This window comes from Paludibacterium sp. B53371 (assembly GCF_018802765.1).
GTDB lineage: Bacteria > Pseudomonadota > Gammaproteobacteria > Burkholderiales > Chromobacteriaceae > Paludibacterium.
On sequence record NZ_CP069163.1, the window covers coordinates 3,077,717 to 3,096,800 of the forward strand.

18 protein-coding genes are annotated in these 19,084 nt (G+C 60.8%); 12 read left to right on the forward strand and 6 right to left on the reverse strand.

From position 1 onward, the window contains the following. Nucleotides 1-4: 4 nt before the first annotated feature. Nucleotides 5-1,405, reverse strand: coding sequence for a DHA2 family efflux MFS transporter permease subunit (locus tag JNO51_RS14650; RefSeq protein ID WP_252346100.1), 1,401 nt, complete (start codon nt 1,403-1,405; stop codon nt 5-7). 245 nt (nt 1,406-1,650) lie between these two features. Here JNO51_RS14650 and JNO51_RS14655 point away from each other — a divergent pair, with 245 nt between their 5' ends. After that, nucleotides 1,651-3,042 (forward strand): methyl-accepting chemotaxis protein, encoded by a 1,392-nt coding sequence (locus JNO51_RS14655; RefSeq protein ID WP_215778680.1) that lies wholly within the window; start codon nt 1,651-1,653, stop codon nt 3,040-3,042. Here the strand turns inward: JNO51_RS14655 and JNO51_RS14660 are convergent. Then, the gene (locus tag JNO51_RS14660) at nt 3,029-3,922 is read right to left on the reverse strand and encodes a LysR family transcriptional regulator (protein WP_215778682.1); all 894 of its coding nucleotides are present in this window, start codon (nt 3,920-3,922) and stop codon (nt 3,029-3,031) included. The genes JNO51_RS14655 and JNO51_RS14660 overlap by 14 nt on opposite strands. A 99-nt stretch (nt 3,923-4,021) precedes the next feature. Here JNO51_RS14660 and JNO51_RS14665 point away from each other — a divergent pair, with 99 nt between their 5' ends. After that, on the forward strand, nt 4,022-4,876 hold the full coding sequence (locus tag JNO51_RS14665; RefSeq protein WP_215778684.1) for a pirin family protein: 855 nt from the start codon (nt 4,022-4,024) through the stop codon (nt 4,874-4,876). Nucleotides 4,877-4,892: 16 nt separating this feature from the next. Here JNO51_RS14665 and JNO51_RS14670 read toward each other — a convergent pair whose 3' ends face one another. The 3 genes from JNO51_RS14670 to JNO51_RS14680 all read right to left on the reverse strand — a co-directional run bounded on the left by JNO51_RS14670 (nt 4,893) and on the right by JNO51_RS14680 (nt 8,631). Then, entirely contained in the window at nt 4,893-5,375 is a 483-nt protein-coding gene (locus tag JNO51_RS14670) for a hypothetical protein (protein ID WP_215778686.1), read from the reverse strand. 143 nt (nt 5,376-5,518) lie between these two features. After that, the gene (locus tag JNO51_RS14675; protein ID WP_215778689.1) at nt 5,519-6,118 is read right to left on the reverse strand and encodes a response regulator transcription factor; all 600 of its coding nucleotides are present in this window, start codon (nt 6,116-6,118) and stop codon (nt 5,519-5,521) included. 134 nt (nt 6,119-6,252) lie between these two features. After that, nucleotides 6,253-8,631, reverse strand: coding sequence for a penicillin-binding protein 1A (locus tag JNO51_RS14680; protein ID WP_215778691.1), 2,379 nt, complete (start codon nt 8,629-8,631; stop codon nt 6,253-6,255). A gap of 110 nt (nt 8,632-8,741) precedes the next feature. Between JNO51_RS14680 and JNO51_RS14685 the strand changes: the two genes are divergently transcribed. The 10 genes from JNO51_RS14685 to JNO51_RS14730 all read left to right on the forward strand — a co-directional run bounded on the left by JNO51_RS14685 (nt 8,742) and on the right by JNO51_RS14730 (nt 17,003). After that, the gene (locus tag JNO51_RS14685; RefSeq protein WP_215778694.1) at nt 8,742-9,587 is read left to right on the forward strand and encodes a hypothetical protein; all 846 of its coding nucleotides are present in this window, start codon (nt 8,742-8,744) and stop codon (nt 9,585-9,587) included. Between the two features lie 8 nt (nt 9,588-9,595). Further along, nucleotides 9,596-10,111: a PilN domain-containing protein gene (locus JNO51_RS14690; protein WP_215778696.1), complete on the forward strand. Its 516-nt coding sequence runs from the start codon at nt 9,596-9,598 to the stop codon at nt 10,109-10,111. A 29-nt stretch (nt 10,112-10,140) separates the two neighbouring features. After that, the gene (locus JNO51_RS14695; RefSeq protein WP_215778698.1) at nt 10,141-10,599 is read left to right on the forward strand and encodes a hypothetical protein; all 459 of its coding nucleotides are present in this window, start codon (nt 10,141-10,143) and stop codon (nt 10,597-10,599) included. Beyond that, nucleotides 10,599-10,970, forward strand: a complete 372-nt coding sequence (locus JNO51_RS14700) for a pilus assembly protein PilP (RefSeq protein ID WP_215778701.1) — start codon at nt 10,599-10,601, stop codon at nt 10,968-10,970. Before JNO51_RS14695 ends, JNO51_RS14700 begins: the two co-directional genes overlap by 1 nt. Beyond that, nucleotides 10,967-12,289, forward strand: coding sequence for a type IV pilus secretin PilQ (locus JNO51_RS14705; protein ID WP_215778703.1), 1,323 nt, complete (start codon nt 10,967-10,969; stop codon nt 12,287-12,289). The genes JNO51_RS14700 and JNO51_RS14705 overlap by 4 nt, the downstream gene beginning before the upstream one ends. Before the next feature lie 66 nt (nt 12,290-12,355). Continuing rightward, entirely contained in the window at nt 12,356-12,898 is a 543-nt protein-coding gene (locus JNO51_RS14710; RefSeq protein WP_371822848.1) for a shikimate kinase, read from the forward strand. 1 nt (nt 12,899) lies between these two features. After that, on the forward strand, nt 12,900-14,000 hold the full coding sequence (gene aroB / locus JNO51_RS14715) for a 3-dehydroquinate synthase (RefSeq protein WP_215778706.1): 1,101 nt from the start codon (nt 12,900-12,902) through the stop codon (nt 13,998-14,000). Between the two features lie 245 nt (nt 14,001-14,245). Continuing rightward, on the forward strand, nt 14,246-14,623 hold the full coding sequence (locus JNO51_RS14720; RefSeq protein ID WP_252346101.1) for a FimV family protein: 378 nt from the start codon (nt 14,246-14,248) through the stop codon (nt 14,621-14,623). Between the two features lie 159 nt (nt 14,624-14,782). After that, entirely contained in the window at nt 14,783-15,892 is a 1,110-nt protein-coding gene (gene rfaQ, locus JNO51_RS14725; protein WP_215778707.1) for a putative lipopolysaccharide heptosyltransferase III, read from the forward strand. Nucleotides 15,893-15,911: 19 nt separating this feature from the next. Further along, nucleotides 15,912-17,003, forward strand: a complete 1,092-nt coding sequence (locus JNO51_RS14730; RefSeq protein ID WP_215778708.1) for a glycosyltransferase — start codon at nt 15,912-15,914, stop codon at nt 17,001-17,003. A gap of 4 nt (nt 17,004-17,007) precedes the next feature. Here the strand turns inward: JNO51_RS14730 and asnB are convergent, their stop codons facing one another. Continuing rightward, the gene (asnB, locus tag JNO51_RS14735; protein ID WP_252346102.1) at nt 17,008-18,816 is read right to left on the reverse strand and encodes an asparagine synthase (glutamine-hydrolyzing); all 1,809 of its coding nucleotides are present in this window, start codon (nt 18,814-18,816) and stop codon (nt 17,008-17,010) included. Nucleotides 18,817-19,084 lie beyond the last annotated feature (268 nt).

Here is a 19,084-nt window from a genome sequence, read left to right on the forward strand (position 1 = left end):
CTCCTCAGGGGGAAGGGCGTCGGGCAAGCTGCGCACCGGCATGCGGCGGCAGCGGCAGAAACAAGACTGTTGAACACCATGTCAGTACGCCCATGAACAGAAAGGCCAGGGCAAAGTCGCTGCTGACCAGTGCAGCATGGCCACGCCACCAGCCAATGCCTTGCAAGGCGAAGGCGCCGATGGTGACCCCCATGCCCGCAGCCAGTTGCTGCATCACGGCAGACAGACTGGTGGCATGGCTCATGCGCGCCGCGTCGACATCGGCAAAGGCGATGGCGTTCAGGCTGGTGAACTGCAGCGAGCGCAAGCAGCCACCCAGCACAAACACCAGCAGCATCCAGCCATGTGGCGTCTCGGCACGAAACAGCGCATAGGCGGCAATCGACAGCGCCACCAGCATGCTGTTGACGATCAGCACGCGCCGGAATCCGAAGCGTTCGAGCACTTTCATCACAATGGTTTTCATGAAGATGGCACCGATGGCCGTCGAACACGTCAGCATGCCAGAGGCGAAAGGCGTCAGACCAAAGCCCAATTGCAGCATCAGCGGTAGCAGGAACGGGGTGGCGCCGATGCCGACGCGGAACACAAAGCCACCAATGACACTGGCGTGAAATGTGGGCAGGCGAAACAGCGACAGGTCCAGCAGGGGCTTGGCAGTATGCCGGTAATGACGCCAGTAGCCCAGCAGCAAGACGACGCCAAGCACGCTCACCAGCAAGGTGACCGTCCCCGACATCAGATGCTTGCCTTCTGCCGCCATCCCCAGCATCAGCGCGGACAGACCGACACCGCTGAGGAGAAAGCCACGGATATCCAGCGGCGGCAACTGCGCGTCTTTCAGGTTGGCAATGTAGCGACCGCCCAGCACGATGCCGACGATGCCGATCGGGAGATTGATGAAGAAAATCCAGCGCCAGTGGAAGAAGGTACTGATGAAGCCGCCCAGCGGCGGACCGATCACCGGGCCGAGCAAGGCGGGAATGGTCAGATAGCTCAGGGCGCGCACCAGATCTGCCTTGGCGGTACTGCGCACAATCACCAGTCGTCCCACGGGGACCATCATGGCGCCGCCGATCCCCTGCACGAAGCGGGCCAGAACGAAGCCCGACAGGGTGGCGCTGAGGGCACAGCACAGCGATCCCAGCATGAAGACCAGGATGGCCAGTCTGAAGATGCGGCGGGCGCCATGGCGATCGGCCATCCAGCCACTGATCGGGATGAAAACCGCCAGACTGACCAGATAGGATGTCAGCGCCAGCTTGAGCGAGACCGGATCAATCCGCAGGTCGGCGGCAATCGCCGGCAAGGAGGTGGAGATGACCGTGGCATCCATGTTTTCCATGAACAGGGCCGTTGCAACGATCAGCGGTGTGATCATGGCAGGCGGAATCTTCAACGGCATAAATTTCAACTAAAGTCATTATATTTACAGAGTTTATCACCGCGACCGGTACACCTGAATATTTCATGACATAAGGCTAAAGCGATACTGATTAATTAATGTAACTTAATAATGTTAGTTTGATTCAGACCAACTTTGCACGGCACTCACCATGCCATGATTCGCCCTGGAGGCCTGTCCATGTCAGGTTTTCGGACTGGATGGCCGTCGCAGGCGCTTCCGTGCTGTCCGCTTTTGGGGGTTCTATGTTTTTATCTGCGCACAAACTGACCAAATATCTGCAACCTTTGTCCACGGCAACGCGCGACGGGGTTGATCTGACCGTCACCCTGGAAGAGCAAGGCAGCCTGGGCTGGATCGGTCGCCTGATCAAGACCTTGTTGACACGCTTCCATAGCGCGCTGGTCAAGATTGCCCGTACCACCATCCAGCTGTCTCAGCAGGCCCCGGAGCTGGCCAAGCTGTCAAAACTGCTGGAAGAACGTGCCCGCGCTCAGCAAGGCAATGCCGAAGAGATTGCGGCGGCCAGCCAGACACTGGCTGAGACGGTCGAAGCCATCTCCCAGAGCGCACGCGAAGCCTCGGCTTTCTCGCGCCAGGTGGCTGAAGCGGCGGCCAGTGCCAATGCCAGTGACCTGCAGAGTCGTAACCAGATCCAGGCTATTGGCGCCAGTACGGCAGCACTGGAAGAACAGATGGCCCTGCTCAAAGCCAGTTCCGCCTCGATTGGTGAAGTGGTTGAGCTGATCAAGAACATTGCCGACCGCACGCGCTTGTTGTCGCTCAATGCCGCGATTGAAGCGGCGCGCGCCGGCGAACAAGGCCGCGGTTTTGCCGTGGTGGCGGACGAGGTGCGCAAGCTGGCAGACCAGACCACCAGCGCCACGCAGAATGTCGAAGCCCTGCTGGCAACGATTCAGGAACAGGTGACAACCTCCAGCGAAACCATGACGGCGATGTCGGTCCAGGTTCACTCGGGGATCGAGGTCTCCCAGCAGGCGGGTGAATCGATTGAGGCTGCCTCGCGGGATATCAACACCCTGATCGGCAGTGTGCAGATGATCGCCGACACCAGCAGTGCGCAGAATGAGAAGGTTCGTGCCATCGCCAACCAGATTGGTGCCGTGGTGGAGAGCTCGCAACTGCAGCTGGAAGGGTCGCGGACGCTGGCGGCCAGCGCCACGCAGATGAGCGAGCAGTGTGATCTGCTGTTGACCGAGGTGGGGGAATTCCGCTTTGCCGGGCATCGCCACATCCGTGAGGGTGTCGAGTCTGCCATCAGGCAATGGGGACTCAGCCGTCTTGAGCGCAGTGATCTGGAAAGCAAGCTGGCCAGCCTGTGCCAGAGTCTGCCGGCACTGGAAATCTGCTATGTAACGGACAAAAGTGGTGTGCAGCTGACGGCAGACGTATCGACGTCGGGACGCGATCCGGGTTCGATTGGGTTCAACTGCAACCAGCGTCGCTGGTTCCAGGAAGCGACCCGTCGTGGCGAGTTGTTCGTGTCGGATATTTACCGCTCAATCCAGACCGGCAATTATGGCTTCACGGTCGCCGCTCCCTTGTTTGACGCCCGTGGCGAGTTGCTGGGCGTGCTCGGTGCCGACGTTCGCTTTGACCATATCATTGATGAGTAAGGACTGACTGCCGGATCAGCTCGGCCAGTTGCCGGGTGGCAGGGCCGCTGCTGGCGGGCTCGGCCATGATCAGATACAGCGGCATGGTGCGCTCGGCACCGTTGGCCAGGGGCAAGGGAAGCAAACGGCCTTGCGCCAGTGGTTCGGCAAGAATCGATTCGGGCAGCCAGGCAAAGGCCAGCCCGGACAGCACGGCAGCCAGCGAGGTCTCTTGCTTGCTGACGGTCCAGCGCTGGCGTGCGCCCAGCCAGCCGGCGTCGCGCGGGGTGTTTTCTCCCGAATCCCGCACCACGACCTGGGTATGGGCGACCAGATCCGCTGCATGCAATTCACGCCCCAGAGCCAGCAGCGGGTGCTCTGGCGCCGCCACCGCCCGGAAGCCGGCATCCAGCAACCAATCCCCGAGAAAGCCGCTCGGCACGCGGGTGGCAATGGCCAGGTCGACCTGGCCGCCATAGAGCGCATCATCCGCCCCGGACATGACGACTTCGTGCAGCTGCAGGCGGGTATCACCACAAAGACTGGCAAACTGCTGCAGGACCCCGAGCAGGATCCCGGCCGGAAACAGCGAATCTACCGCCAACCTCACTTCACTTTCCCAGCCCTGACGCAGCTGTTGCGCACGCATCTCCAGACGCTCCTGTCCCGCCAGCCATTCGCGGGCATCCCGGAGCAAAGTTCGTCCGGCATCCGTCAGTACCATGCGTCGACCTTGCGGCTCCAGCAGGGTGAGTCCCAGTTGTTGTTGCAGGGTGGCGATGCCATGACTGACCGAGGACTGGCTGCGGTGCAGCACACTGGCGGCCTGGGCAAAACCACCGTGATCGACGACCGCCTGCAACATGCGCCATTGGGCGGCGCGGGTCTTGGGTAGATTCATATCGATTTTTTCGATTTATATAGTCGAATAATTGCGCTTTTTTATCGATGAATCAAGATCAATAATCTGTCCTACAAAGCCATCCAACAGGAGAGATCAATGGAAACCATCAATCAGTTGCGTCGAGTGGAAAGCCTGCACCGCGGCATGCCGGTATCGGATGGGGCCGGCGTCAAGCTGCAGCGTGTGCTGACACAGAACCTGCAGCAGCGCCTGGATCCCTTTCTGATGCTGGACGAGTTTGGCTCTGACCAGCCAGGCGACTATATCGCCGGCTTCCCGTCACACCCTCACCGGGGCTTCGAAACGGTCACCTACATGCTGGATGGACGGATGCGCCATCGGGACAATGCTGGCAACGAGGGCGTTCTGGGCCCGGGAGATGTGCAGTGGATGACGGCTGGCCGCGGGGTGGTGCATTCGGAAATGCCGGAACAGGAAGAAGGCCGCATGCGCGGTTTCCAGCTATGGGTAAATTTGCCTGCCAGAGAAAAAATGTGTGACCCGCAGTATCGGGGCATTCAGAACAGCGAGATTCCGCGTCTCTCGCCGGCGCCCGGGGTGATGATCTCGTTGATCGCCGGCGAATATGACGGTCAGCAGGGGGCGATCCGCGGCATCAGCACCCGCCCTCTTTACCTCGATATTCAGTTGGCCGCGGGGGCGACGCTGCACGTCCCTCTGCCCGAGACGCATCATGCTTTTGCCTATGTGTATGAGGGGCAGGTCACCATGGATGAGACCGCTCGCGCGGTGAGCAAGGGAACGCTGGCCGTCCTGACGAATGGCCGTGATCAGCAGGGCGTCCGCCTGCAGGCCGAGGCGGAGAGCCGACTCTTGCTGATTGCAGGACAACCACTGCATGAACCGATTGCACAGTGGGGACCGTTCGTGATGAATCGCCGCGAAGAGCTCGAACAAGCTTTCGAAGACTATCATCAGGGCCGGTTCTGAGGATCTTAGACTTGCCTCAGTCGTAGCGGGCGGCTGCAATCAACCGGGAGGTTCCATGCAGGGCATGCTGGAAACGAATCGCCTGGGCAGGTTGCAGTCGCTCGCTGGCCTGTTGCAGCAGCGCCAGCTTTTCAACCAGCGGCAAACCCACCGTGCACAATGCGCCGTTGCTTGCCAGGCCTGCCGCCATGGCCAGGACATGGGTCGGACGGTACTGCTGGCTGCCGCCACAGATGGCGCTGACCAGCCATTGCCAGGCCGTGGCCATCCCTTCTCCGCTAGCCGGTTCTGCCGGCGACTGGGTCTGTGGCATCCCGATGCGGGATAACTCGGTTTCCACCGCGCACAGGGTGCGCTCGATGGTGTGGCCGGACACCATCAAGTGCCAAATCTTGCAGACGACGGCCCAGTATATGGGCTTGACGTAGCAGCACAGGACGATGAGCACCGCCAGGCCACTGCCCAGTTCGCCGACTTGCATCAGTAGTCTTGCATCCATCTGATTCTCCTTACTCACAGTCTGTTGCCATGCTTCCCAGCCTATCGGGCAGATTTGAGGAAACGATGTATGGATTGTGATAAAGGATGACAATCAATTAAATCAGATTAATCTGACAAGCAAAATCAAGATCCTGCAGGGGTTCAGGACAAGCCGTTCATGCGGGCGTATTCCGCCAGGTCCAGCGTTGTCTTGAGGTTAAGCTTGGTCAGAAGACGCATTTTGTAGGTACTGACGGTCTTCGGGCTGATGCAGAGTGCCGAAGCAATTTCCTTGTTTCGACTGCCGCCGGCGATAAAGCGCAAGACGGCCAGTTCGCGCCGGCTCAGTACCGGCACTTCCTGCGCCACCTGCTGGCTGCCCACGGGGAAACAGCGATAGCCGGAACGAACCAGTTGTACCGCGTACAGGATCTCCTGCATCGAACTGGATTTGCTGACATAGCCGCAGGCCCCTTGTTCGGCAGCACGCGTCACATAGATTTTCTCTTCGCGTGAACTGAGAACCAGCACCCGGATTTTCTTGTCAACCAGGCAAACCTGACGGATCAGGCCCAGTCCGTCAAAGGAAGACAGGGCCAGATCGAGAATCACCAGATCCGGCACATGCTGACGCACACATGCCAACGCATCCGCGCCACCGCTTTCTCCGACCACACGACAACGACCATCCTGTTCCAGATAGGTTTTCAGAGCCATCCGGATAGGGGGGTGGTCATCGATCACCACGACTGAACTTATCATCACTACTGCCCCGCATGTGTATTTGGTGCATGCAGGGTACTCAATCAGACGATGCAAATCTTGATGATAGATTCAGGACAAGAAAAAACCCCTCGCGCAGGCGAGGGGTGTGAGTTGGAACAGACAACAGACGGTCAGAACAACTGGTCTTTGACCTTCTCGACGGCATCAGCCGGCGGGGGCGCATCCGGGGTGGCTGCAGGGTCCGCGCCGCCCAGGATGGCAGAGGCATCCGGGGCCACCGGAACGGTGCCGCGATTGTTGATCTTGATGTCCGGATTGGGGGTCTGGAACTCATCGTAGTAATACTCGTCCCCCCCCCGCATACCCGCGCCAGGCTTGACGGTAATGCCCGCCGGCATTGGCAGGTCAACCTCCGGTTCCTTCTTCAGGGCATTGGCCATGTAGTTGATCCAGATCGGCAGCGCGGCGGTACCGCCATAGCCATACCGCCCCAGACTGCGCGGCTGGTCATAGCCGACCCAGGTGGCTGCCACCAGCCCCGGATTGAAGCCGACAAACCAGGCGTCCTTGAAGTCACTGGTGGTACCGGTCTTGCCGGCAATATCACTGCGTCCCAGCACCAGTGCGCGCGTGGCCGTACCGTATCTGATCACATCCTTCATCATATTTGTCATGATGAAGGCATTGCGCGGGTCGATCACCGGGGTGCCGCCCTGACCGGCCACGACAGGCTGGGTCTTGGCCAGCACACGACCGGTCGAGTCTTCGATGCGATCAATGAAGTAGGCATGGGTGCGGTAACCGCCGTTGGCCAGGGTCGCATAGGCTTCCGCCATCTGCAGCGGCGTCACCGAACCTGCCCCCAGAGCCATCGGCAGGTAGGCCGGATGCTGCTTGGCCGAGAAGCCGAAACGCTGGATGTACTGCTGGGCATAGTCAGTACCGATGGCCTGCAGCAGACGTACCGACACCAGGTTGCGCGACAGCGCCAGGGCATGGTGCATGGTAATCATGCCCATGAATTTGCCGTCATCGTTCTGCGGGGTCCACATCTTGCCCGAGCCATCCTGCGGGTCGAAGCTGAACGGGGCGTCATTGATCATGGTCGATGCCGTCAGACCGCGATCCAGCGCCGCAGAATAGATAAAGGGCTTGAAGGTCGAACCCGGCTGACGCCAGGCCTGGGTCACGTGATTGAAGCTGCGGCGGTTGAAGTCAAAGCCCCCCACCAGCGAACGAATCGCGCCCGTCCGGGTATCCAGAGAGACGAAGGCTCCTTCGATTTCCGGCATCTGGACAATTTCCCAGTAACCCTTTTCATTGGCACGAATGCGAATCACCGCGCCCGGGCGAATCTGTTGCTGCGCCGGCACGCGCGAACCTATCGCTCGGCGGGCGAAGTCGAGCCCTGCCCCATTGATGATGGCAATCTTGCCACCGCGCATGTAGGCACGCACCTCGCCCTGATTGGCGCTCTGCACGATGGCAGGCTGCATGTCCCCGCTGTCGCGGATCTCGGACAGGGCATCATCCAGCGCCATGTCCAGGTCCTCGCCCTGCAGGTTGTTCATGTCGACGAAACTCTCCGGCCCGCGATAGCCATGCTTGCGGTCAAAGTCAATCAGCCCGGCGCGCAGGGCATCATAAGCCCACTGCTGGTGATGACTGTCGATCGTGGTGTAGACCCGGTAACCCTCGGTATAGGCATTCTCGCGGAAGCGGTCATACATGGCCTGGCGCACCATTTCAGCCACATATTGAGCCGGGAAGCCGTTGTTGTCGGTCTGGCCGGCAAACACCAGCTTTTGCGCCATGGCCTGCTGATACTGGGCATCGTTGATGAAGTTCAGCTCTTTCATCCGGCGCAGAACGTACTCCTGACGCAGCTTGGCCCGCTCCGGATTGACGATCGGGTTGTAGGCGGAGGGCGCCTTGGGCAAGCCGGCCAGCATGGCCATTTCTGCAACAGTCAGATCCTGCAGATTTTTCCCATAATAAGCCTGGGCCGCGGCACCGAAGCCGTAGGCACGCTGGCCGAGATAGATCTGGTTAAAGTAAAGCTCAAGGATCTGATCTTTCGACAGCGCATGCTCAATCTTGAAAGCCAGCAGCGCTTCGTTGAATTTCCGCGTGAAGGTCTTCTCGCTGGACAGGAAGAAGTTCTTCGCCACCTGCATGGTGATGGTACTGGCGCCAGAGCGCGCATGGCCGGTCAGCAGGTTGCCAATCGCCGCGCGCATCACACCGGTATAGTCAACCCCGCTGTGCTGGTAAAAGTTCGCATCTTCTGCCGCGAGAAGGGCATTGATCATCTGCTGCGGCACCTCGTGGATGCGCAGAAACGACCGACGCTCCTCGCCGAATTCCCCGATGAGGACATTGTCCGCCGAGTAAACACGCAGCGGGATCTTCGGCCGGTAGTCGGTCAGCACGTCCAGGCTGGGCAGGCGGGGGTACGTTATGATGATTGCTATCGCCAGGGCCCCGGCTGAAAGCACCACCCCACCCAGAAACAGCCCTGCCAGAATCGCAAATATTCGTTTAAACATGGTTTTCCAGTATTTCGCTGAAACACGGATTATACGACGTGTGACGCCCAGTTGATAAAAACCTGGCTATCCCTGTCTCGGGACATGCCGCGACAGGGAGGATACGGATCTTGTGGCGCCAGAAACTGATGAATCTGACTCGGCCTGCACCTGCGACCATCGCGATCGGGCTGGAATGGCGAACCGAGCGCCTGGCCCTGGTCTCGCTTGAGCGCACGAACGCCGGGGCGCCCCCGGTACTGCATGCCCACGCCTGCCTTTCTCTGCCCACCGACTCGCCGGAAGCCGCCGCCCTTCGACTGCGGGAAACCTGGCAACGCCTGGGCCTCAGCGAAACCCGGGTGGCGGTGTCTGTGCCGATCCCCCCGGCCACCGTGCGGATTGAGACGTCCCCCGCTGCAGCCACACCCGCCATGGGCCGGGTTGAGGCCGAAATGCTCCTGACCGACAACCATGAACAACCCGCCAGGCGGCTTGTCGCCTCCCTGCCCGACCCCTATCTGACCGGTTTACTCGACACGCTGACACGAGCCGGACTGGAGCCGGTACAGCTACAGATCGACTGCCTGGCCATGCTCACCGCGTGCAGCTACACCCCCTCCTGGCTGCAGGCCGAGTGCCAATCCTGCGCTCTGATCATGATCAATGGACAAACCATTCAGTGGTGGCATCAGGAGCCCGCCACGCCGTTCTCCCACGCCGTGCAACAAGCCGGAAACCCCGACGAATTGCACGAACAACTGGCGCAAGAACTGCCGGACATGTTCTATCTGGCCGGGCCGGCCGCCCAGACACAGCCCTTGCTGGCCTCGCTGCAATCCCGCTGGCCGAAGCAACGCTACTGCAGCAATCCCTTTGCCGGCATACGGCTGGTCAATGAACAAGACCGCCGTCCACTAGCCGCCAACGCCTCGACCCTCTTTGTTGCCTACGGGCTGGCATTGGGTGCTGCCTGATGGCCGGCATGCCCACACCGCCGGCACGTCCATGGGCCAGACTGAATCTGCTGCATCAGCAGCAGGCGGACCGTGCCCTCTGTCGACGCCGCTGGCTGCTCGCCCTGCTGTTGCCTCAGTGTTTCATTCTAGTCGGCTGGCTAATCGTGCAAGGCAGCCGGACCACGCAAATCACCACGGCACACGAGGTCACCGCGCCCGCCCAGAGCGATCTCTGGTGGCGCCAGCGCTGGCAGACCGGGCACGACGACGCGCTGCGTCTTCTTGTCCTGCTGGAACACGCCACGCCGTCAGGCGTGGTCCTGAAAGAGGCTTCGCAGCTGAAAGACGAATTTCGCCTGACGGGTCAGGCCAGTCACCCCGGGGTTTTGTCGCACTTCGAGCAGCAGCTGCGGCAGCAAGGTACCTTCAAGCAACGGATTCATCGGGAGGCCTCGGCCGGGGTGGCCCAGGGTCGCCCCGTCAGCGAGTTCTTGCTGGTACTGGCCAGGCCCCCCGTCAACAGACCGGAGAGCACGCCATGAGGGCGCGGCCATGGCCTGCGCCCTGCAGGATGACACGACGCCGGCAATGGCTGTTGATCGGCCTGTTCAATCTGCTCATCGGCATCGTCGAATATAGCTTGCTGCGACACACCCTGCCTGCCGTCCCGGATCAGCCGCATGCCCTGTCTGCCGCCCCCCCTCCCGCCGTGATGAGCGAGGCGCTGGCACGCTTGCGGCCGGACTGTGAAATGGCCTTTATCCGCGATGCCGCAAAACGACTGCAAATCACATTGTTGCTGAGCCCGCCGGAGACCATGGGCAATCATCAGGACCGGGTCGAGGCTTCGGCGCGCTTGCTGGCCACCGGGCACTTCCATCCCTTGCAGGCGCTGTTGGCCGAGATCAGTCAGCACCCAGCCGCCCTGCTTGTCGACGAACTACAGCTGACCCGGGCAAGCCAGGGTCGGCTGGATCTTCAGGCGCGTGTTCGCTGCCTGCAACCCGGCACCATGGAGGAAGCTGCCTGATGCGCAAACTGCTTTGCTACGGACTGCTATGCGGATCGATATCCAGTCAGGCTGATCCGGCCCTTCGGACTCCGTTTGACCCGCAGCGCCTGAGTACCGGCAAGGGCGTGGCCGGCCTGCCCAGCATGGATGCAGACCGATTTGACCTGTCACAGATCAAGCTGGCGGGCACGCTGGTTCGTGGCAGCAAACGTCTGGCGCTGCTGCAGGATCAGCATCAACAGGTATACACCGTCCGGGTGGGTTCCTTGCTGGGCCATGGCCACTGGCAAGTCACCCTGATCGGCGAGTCGCACATCGCCCTGAAGCCGGTCGGCGAGGCGACGCCTTCAAGCCGTGGAGAGCGTTATCTGCATATGGAGACCCCATGAAAACAATTTGGCATGTCGGCTGGCTGACTGTTTTATGTCTGGGCGGGGCGGTACTGCCGGTCTGCGCTCAGGAAGAGCAAGGCAAGATCACGCTGAACTTCCAGAATCTGGATGTACGGGCAGCCCTCTACGCCCTGGCGGATGAGGCAGGCAAGGACATGATCGTCGGAGACGCTGTAAAAGGACAGATCAGCATCAAACTGCAGGACGTCCCCTGGGAGCAGGCTCTGTCACTGATTCTGCAGGCACGGGGACTGGAGCAGCAGCGTATCGGCAAGGTCCGCTATATCTCCGCCAGAGATGAATTGCTGGGGCAGGAAAAGCAACGCTACGAAGCAGGCCAGCAACGCAAGATGCTGATCGCGCCGCAGATGCAGGCCTTCGCTTTGCGCCATCGCCAGGCGGAGGAAATGCGCAAGATTCTGGAACAGGGGCGTTTGCTCAGCGAGAAGGGCAGCATGCTGGTCGACCCGCACAGCAATACGCTGTTTGTGCATGACACGCCGGAGAATGGTCAGAAAATTCAGCAACTCCTCGAATTGACCGACACGCCGCGTCAACAGGTGATGATTGAAGCCAAGATCGTCGAGGCCAATGACCACTTCAGCCGAGAGCTGGGCAGCAAACTCAACTTTGCTCGACTGCCGACCCGAACATCCCAGGCCTCAAGTCACGACAAAGGCAACGGACGACCTCGCCCGGGTTTGTGGCAACCCTATTCCCCAGATTCACGCAGCCTGCCCTCAGGGGTAGATCTGCCCGTCGCCACCTCGTTCGGCTCGATTGCCGCCCTGTTCAAGGCCAGTGCCGGCACCTTGATCAGCCTGGAACTGCAGGCCATGCAGGCGGAGGGACAGGGCAAGCTGGTCTCGACCCCCCGGCTGCTGACCGCCGATCGGCATGAAGCCACCATCGAGGAAGGCAACGAAATGCCGGTGCCGCGCATGTCATCGCGCGGAACCACTGCGGTCGACTTCAAGAAAACCGCCCTGAGCCTGAAAGTCAAACCCACCATTGCGACCGATGGCCAGAGTCTCTGGCTGGAGATCGAGATCAACAAAGACTCACCAAACTACCGCCAGGTTAATCTGACGCCGTCCATCGATACCAAGCGCATCCGGACTGCCGTTCAGGTCGAGAATGGCGGCACCGTGGTACTGGGCGGGATTTATGTGGACGAGCAACACGCGATGAACAGCCAGGTCCCCTGGCTGGGTGACATTCCCTTGCTGGGATGGCTGTTTCGCCACAATACCAAAAAGCACTCGCGGCGCGAGCTGCTGGTCTTCATCACGCCGCAGATTGTCTCGCAAAGTTGAGCCTGCAGTCCTCTCGCCCCTTCTAGCCTGAAAGCCCAAAGACAGATTGTCCTACCATCAGATAGAATGGATGACATGGGAACATTGGCAGGCAACTTTTTTCTGGTCGGGCTCATGGGCGCCGGCAAAACCACCGTCGGGCGTGCGCTGGCACGCAAGGCGGAGAAAACCTTTTATGATTCCGATCAGGAGATCGAAGCCCGGACCGGCGTGCGCGTCGCCACCATCTTCGATATCGAAGGCGAGCCACGCTTCCGCGAACGGGAGGCCTGCGTCATTGCCGATCTGGTCAAGCTCGACAATATTGTCCTGGCAACCGGAGGCGGCGCGGTACTGAAAGAGCAGAACCGCAGGCTGCTGGCGCAGCATGGCACCGTAATTTATCTGCGGGCCAATATCGATGACCTGCTGACCCGTACCCAGCTGGATCGCAATCGCCCGCTGCTGCGAACTGCCGACCCCCGTGCCAGGCTGGCCAGCCTGTTCGAGGAGCGAGATCCGCTCTACCGGGAAATCGCCGACCTGGTTATCGACACCACCCAACAGAACGTCAACACGCTGGTCGGCCATCTGGAAGAGCAGCTTCTCGCCCTGACCGGAAAACACTGACATGATCACGCTCGACCTGACGCTGCCGGATACCCGCTACCCGATCCATATTGGAGAAGGCTTGCTGGCGCAGGCCGACCTGCTGCTGCCCCACATTGCGGGCAATCAGGTCGCCGTCGTCACCAACCAGACCGTTGCGCCGCTGTATCTCGCCAGGCTGAGCGCGGTCCTGACTCAGCATGGCATCCGGGTCATCCCGGTGATTCTGCCGGATGGCGAGGATCACAAGAACTGGCAGACCCTCAATCTGATTTTCGACGTACTGCTCGCTGAACGCTGCGAACGCAGCACCACCCTGATTGCCCTGGGCGGCGGGGTCATCGGGGACATGACCGGCTTTGCGGCCGCCTGCTACCAGCGCGGCGCCCCCTTCATCCAGATCCCCACCACCCTGCTGGCCCAGGTCGACTCCTCGGTCGGCGGCAAAACCGCCATCAACCATCCTCAAGGCAAGAACATGATCGGGGCGTTCTACCAACCCCGCGCGGTCATTGCCGACATGAGCCTGCTGGCCACCCTGCCCGATCGCGAGTTCAACGCCGGTCTGGCCGAAGTCATCAAGTACGGTCTGCTCGGCGATGCCACATTCTTTGACTGGCTGGAAACCCATATCGATGCCCTGCGCTCGCGCGATGCCGCGACACTGCAGGAAGCCGTGCGCCGCTGCTGCGAAATGAAAGCGCAGATAGTGGGCCAGGACGAAAAGGAAAACGGCATCCGTGCCCTGCTCAATCTCGGACACACCTTTGGCCATGCCATTGAAGCCGGCCTCGGCTTTGGTGTCTGGCTGCATGGCGAAGCCGTGGCCGCCGGGATGGTCCTGGCCGCAGCCGCCTCGCAGGCGCAGGGCTGGCTGTCAACCAGCGACCTTGCGCGTATCCGGGCACTGATCCAATCCGCCGGACTGCCCACCCGGGCGCCGGATCTGGGCTTCGAACAGTGGATGTCGCTGATGAGCCACGACAAGAAGGTCAGTCAGGGGCAGATCCGGTTTGTATTGTTGCAACAGATCGGCCAGGCTGTTATCGAAAAAAACTTGTCTGACAAGATCTTGCGAACGATTCTCTCCGCACCGGAACTGCTCGAACCGACCAGCGCCTGACGATTCTCCAGCCCGGTAGCCGGTCCCGCGCCGGCTATGGCGCCATTCCAATGGCAAGCCCGGGCAAGCGGTCCATTCTACTCACCCGGCATTTGTGCGCCAGGCCCTGTCCACCCCTTCGTCACACCTCCAATATCCCAAACGCATAATCCGCAGCGTGCCGCTAAGGATTTCTACGGATTGCTTGTTAAAAACGTTCGTCCGAATAATCGAGCACAAAACAAAACAAAGCACGAGGGATTAGCATGATGTTGCTTACAGCAATGGCCAGCAGTCTGGGGTGCATGTTGGCCTACTACGGTATTCGCAAGCTCTGGAGAACTGTCCGTTACACCAAGCCGCGCCATCGGGGCATCGACCCGGTGGGAGAAGCCGAAGTGTTTCTCGCTTACGGCAGAACCAAGGAAGCCGTGCGCGTTTTGCGTGATGCGCTGCGCGACGAACCGGACAATCTCGCCGCCAAGGTCACCTTGTTGCGTGCCTACTCCACCGACGGCAATGTACGCGCCTACAGCTCGCTGGCCTGTGATGTCCAGGAGTCGCTGCGCGGTCAGGCCGTCTGGAGCACCATCCAGCGCAACGGCCGTGACATGGATCCTGGCAATCCGCTGTTCAATGCCTGAAGAACACTTGACGTCAGTAGCACCCGACACCGGCCAAGGCCGGTGTTTCTTTATGCAAAGCTCCCCAGCAAGGCACTGAATACGATAGAATCTGCGTCATTTCAATATCAGCAAAAATGACTTTTCTGCCCGTCCTGTTGTGCCATTCGGCAGGTCGGCATGATCGGAGAAGCCATTTCCTCCGCCATGACACCCCCCATTTCCCCCCCAGCCCGTATCCTGCTCATCAAACTGCGCCATCACGGCGATGTGTTGCTGTGCACCCCGGTCATCCACGCCCTGCAGGCATCCTATCCCGCAGCAGAGATCGACATGCTGCTGTATGAAGAGACACGGCCGATGGTTCAGCACCATCCCGGCCTGAGCCGGATCTGGGGTCTGGACCGCAGCGTGCGGGGCTGGCGGCGGCTGGCGCACTGGCTCGGCCTGTACCGTCAGCTGGCCAGGCGGCATTACGATCTGATCATCCACCTGTCGGATCAAATGAACGCGGCACTGCTGACCAAAGCCTTGGCACCGGCAAACTCGGTCGGTTTTGACTACCCCAAGCGGCGCAACAAGTATTGGCGCAGCTGTTTTCGCCATCTGGCGCCGCTGGCCGAGTCCGACACCCTGCACACCGTCGAGCAGAACCTGCTGGCATTGCAACCGCTGGCACTGACTGTCAGCGACGAAATGCGTCGCTGCCGCATGAGCTACTCGTCGCAGGACCGGGAACACATCCAGCAGCAATTGGCACGCCTGGGCATCCATGGCACCTATATCGTGGCGCATCCGCCTGCCCGCTGGTTTTTCAAATGCTGGGAGGATGAGCGTTTTGCCAGCGTGATTCAGACCCTGGCCGATGATGGCTGGCCGGTGATTGTCACCGGGGGCCGCTCGGTGCAGGAGCAACAGTTGGTCGACAACATCATGCAGCAAGTGCGCTCACCTCGCGTGCACTCTCTGGCAGGACAATTGTCGCTGAACACCCTGGCGGCCCTGATCGATGGTGCCCGCCTGTTCATCGGCGTGGACTCCGTCCCTATGCATATGGCGGCCGCGCTGCAAACCGACTGTGTCGCCCTGTTCGGCCCTAGCAAGCTCAACGAATGGCATCCCTGGATGAATCGCGCCATCGTGATCAATGCCGCAGATCACGGGCCGTTGCCGCACCCGGATGCCATCGACACCTCGACGACACAGCGCTATCTCTCGGCCATTCCGGCCGAGACGGTCCTGAACGCCTGCCAGCGTCTGCTGCGACCGCAAAACGATCATCCGGCATAAACCGCCAGCAGGAATCGCCATGACTCAAAACATTTTGTTCATCATCGACGGACTACCGGGCGGGGGCGCGGAGCGCGTGGTCCTGACACTGGCCGGCGAGATGGCACGTCGCGGACAGGATGTCACCATCGCGTCCTTGCGTGATCGTTGCGACTACCCCATTCCCCAGGGCGTTCAACTGCTGGTCATCCAAGATACTTACCGCGGTCCCCTAAAGCGTCAAACCGAGATCCGCCGTCGGGCGGCGCAGCTGGATCAGGCGCTGCGCCGGCATTACGCCGGACGCCAGGTAGACCTGGCCGTGTCCAACCTGCCGAAAACCGACCGCATCGTCGTCGCCTGCCCCTTCCTGAAGAACGCATGGCTTTGCCTGCACTGCGCCATCGAGGCCGGCCAACTTCAAGATAAGCGTGGCCTGAAACGCTGGCTCAAGCATCGCCAACTGATTCGCACCTACTCGGGACGAAAATTGATCACGGTTTGCCAGGCTCTGCAGCAGGACGTACTGAAATGCGGGATTCAGCCGGCCAAGATGACGGCCATCTACAATCCGTTTGATCTGGAGGACATCCGCAGACAGGCGGCAGAGGATCCGCTGCAGATGGCAGCCCCCTTCCTGCTGCACGTCGGGCGCATGAACAGTCAAAAGCGCCATGATCGCTTGCTGGAGGCTTTCAGCCTGAGTGGCTACGAAGGCAGGTTGGTACTACTTGGCCAGGGCGCGGGCATTGAACAGGACGCCTTGCAACAACAGGCTCGCCAGTTGGGCATCGAGGACCAGGTCGTGTTTGCCGGCTTCAGCACGAACCCCTACCGTTACATGCGGGCGGCCCAGGCGCTGGTGCTCAGCTCGGACTATGAAGGATTCGGCAACGTGCTGGTGGAGGCGCTGATCTGCGGCACGCCGGTGGTCAGTACACGCTGCCCCTACGGGCCGGATGAAATCATGACGGGCGACCTGGCCCGGGGACTGAGCGAACTGACGGCCGAATCCCTGGCCGCCGCCATCCGGCGCGTGGTCAGCGCCCCGCCGTCCATCGACCAAGAGGAGCTGCAGCGCTTTACGCTGACCCGTACCGTCGATGCCTATCTCGCACTGGTGGGGCAATAGCGCCTCATTCACCCTGTTCGTCAGCCACCAGCCGCTGCAGCTGGGCCAGGCTCTCGTCCAGGATCAGCAACTGCAAGACCTGCTCGGCCAGAGCCCGATCTCCCTGGCGGTAGGCCTGAGCAAACGCATCGACAGCGCCAGCATCCAGTTGCCCGCCGGTTAATGCGGACAGCCGCCGCCCCAGGCCTTCGAAGCGGGGCGCCAGACTGCCTTGCAGCCAGCCATGCAATGGTGGATTGAAGCCTCGTTTTTTGCGCTGGAAGAAATCCGGCGGCACGGCAGGATGCATGGCGCGCCGGAAAATCAGCTTGGCCGGACGGGTATAGCGCGTTTGCGCCGGCACGGACAGTAAAGTCTGATACAGACGATGATCCAGCAGTGGCGGTCGGCCCTCCAGGCCATGCGCCATGGTGCACAGATCGGACTTGTTAAGGATATAGTCCGGCAGATAGTTGGCAAAATCGATGGCCAGCAACGTTTGCAGGGCATTGTCGGCCTCATCGGCCGCCACCCCGGTCGCTTCGGCCTCGCGCCAGTAACTCAGGCGAGGCAGTGGCCTGCCCCCCTGCAGAAATCGTCGCTGCCCCGGTGTCAGGCCTGAAAAGCGCAGGGAATAGGCTTCTCGCCAGTCCATGGCCATTTCTGTCGCCAGCTTGCCACTCCCTTTGGCCGACAGTTGCGGGCAGACCGGCAATGGCAGTCGCAGATGGCGCCGCCAGCGCGTGCGCAGATGCTTGTTGACCCGCTTGTAGCCAGCCAGCAGCTCATCCCCCCCATCCCCGACCAGCACCACCTTCACGTGCCGTGTGACCTCACGTGCCAGATACCAGGTCGGGAAACTGGAGGGATCGGCGAAGGGCTGATCGAGATCTGCCACAATCCGCGCAAAATCCGCTGCCAGGTCCTGCGGCATGGCCACCGACACATTTTCCAGCCCGAGGCGCTGTGCCGTGTCAGCCGCGTCCCCCGACTCATCCATCCCGGAGCCGGGAAAGGCCGCTGTGAAGGTGCTGAAGCCGGTCAACGACTGGGAGGCCAGACGACTGGCAATGACGGTAGAATCGACCCCGCCGGACAGCAGCACCCCCAGAGGACGGTCGGCCACCGTTCGCATGGCCACCGCCTCATCCAGCACCGACAGCCAGTCACCGGACTCTGCCGTCGGCTGCCAGTAGCGACGCTTGTTCAATTCGCCGGACTTCAGGTCATAGCTCAGGCAATACCCGTTCTCCAGGCGCTGGACATGGCTGAAAATCGTGGCGGGAGAGGGAATGTAGCGATGAGCCAGATAGGCATCGATGGCCTGTGCAGAAAACTGGCGCCTGTCTTTCGGCAGAACGGGCAACACCGCACGGACCAGTGAGCCAAAGGCAAACAGTCCCTCTCCATGGCTGTAGACCAGCGGTTTCTCTCCCATACGGTCACGTGCCAGATGCACCTTGCCCTGACGCAGGTCGAGAATGGCAAAGGCAAACATGCCGCGCAGACGCTGCAGCAGGCCATCCAGCCCCCAGGCCAGATAGGCATTCAGGATGAATTCGGTATCGGAGTGGGTATGGAAGACCGCACCATCAGCTTCCAGTGCCTGCCGATCAGCGTCCCAGTCATAAACTTCGCCGTTATAGCAGATCCACACTTGGCGATCGGCGCTGGCCATGGGCTGGTTGGCAATGGGGCGCGGATCAATGATCGCCAGACGGGCATGCAGCATGGCATGATGCGCCGCCTGATCCGCCGGCAAGGGATGAAAAGCCTGATCCAGCAGCAAGCGGCTGGCGTCATCCGGTCCCCGGCGGGCAAGCTCGGCCAACATGGCATCGGTTACGGAGGGGGCAACGGGAGAGGCAGAAAAGTAACCGGCAATTCCACACATGGCAGGTCGGCACACTCGAATGGGAAAGCGTGAAATTGTAACTGATCGCTCCGGGAGCGTCTGCCTGTCCGACGACATGGGCTCACCAGCAATCGGATTTTTCCGCGCTGATGCGCTATGATCTTCACCACTCGTTTCCCATACCGCGCAAACGCACGACGACTACCAGACAGACTTCCGCACCGTGAACCATTCAGACCCTAGCAGG

Bases quoted from the DNA above. Each gene is read 5' to 3' on its own strand.
- JNO51_RS14650 (WP_252346100.1), bottom strand. From the start codon at position 1,405: ATGCCGTTGAAGATTCCGCCTGCCATGATCACACCGCTGATCGTTGCA.
- JNO51_RS14655 (WP_215778680.1), top strand. From the start codon at position 1,651: ATGTTTTTATCTGCGCACAAACTGACCAAATATCTGCAACCTTTGTCC.
- JNO51_RS14660 (WP_215778682.1), bottom strand. From the start codon at position 3,922: ATGAATCTACCCAAGACCCGCGCCGCCCAATGGCGCATGTTGCAGGCG.
- JNO51_RS14665 (WP_215778684.1), top strand. From the start codon at position 4,022: ATGGAAACCATCAATCAGTTGCGTCGAGTGGAAAGCCTGCACCGCGGC.
- JNO51_RS14670 (WP_215778686.1), bottom strand. From the start codon at position 5,375: ATGGATGCAAGACTACTGATGCAAGTCGGCGAACTGGGCAGTGGCCTG.
- JNO51_RS14675 (WP_215778689.1), bottom strand. From the start codon at position 6,118: ATGATAAGTTCAGTCGTGGTGATCGATGACCACCCCCCTATCCGGATG.
- JNO51_RS14680 (WP_215778691.1), bottom strand. From the start codon at position 8,631: ATGTTTAAACGAATATTTGCGATTCTGGCAGGGCTGTTTCTGGGTGGG.
- JNO51_RS14690 (WP_215778696.1), top strand. From the start codon at position 9,596: ATGCCCACACCGCCGGCACGTCCATGGGCCAGACTGAATCTGCTGCAT.
- JNO51_RS14695 (WP_215778698.1), top strand. From the start codon at position 10,141: ATGACACGACGCCGGCAATGGCTGTTGATCGGCCTGTTCAATCTGCTC.
- JNO51_RS14700 (WP_215778701.1), top strand. From the start codon at position 10,599: ATGCGCAAACTGCTTTGCTACGGACTGCTATGCGGATCGATATCCAGT.
- JNO51_RS14705 (WP_215778703.1), top strand. From the start codon at position 10,967: ATGAAAACAATTTGGCATGTCGGCTGGCTGACTGTTTTATGTCTGGGC.
- JNO51_RS14710 (WP_371822848.1), top strand. From the start codon at position 12,356: ATGGATGACATGGGAACATTGGCAGGCAACTTTTTTCTGGTCGGGCTC.
- aroB (WP_215778706.1), top strand. From the start codon at position 12,900: ATGATCACGCTCGACCTGACGCTGCCGGATACCCGCTACCCGATCCAT.
- JNO51_RS14720 (WP_252346101.1), top strand. From the start codon at position 14,246: ATGATGTTGCTTACAGCAATGGCCAGCAGTCTGGGGTGCATGTTGGCC.
- rfaQ (WP_215778707.1), top strand. From the start codon at position 14,783: ATGATCGGAGAAGCCATTTCCTCCGCCATGACACCCCCCATTTCCCCC.
- JNO51_RS14730 (WP_215778708.1), top strand. From the start codon at position 15,912: ATGACTCAAAACATTTTGTTCATCATCGACGGACTACCGGGCGGGGGC.
- asnB (WP_252346102.1), bottom strand. From the start codon at position 18,816: ATGTTGGCCGAGCTTGCCCGCCGGGGACCGGATGACGCCAGCCGCTTG.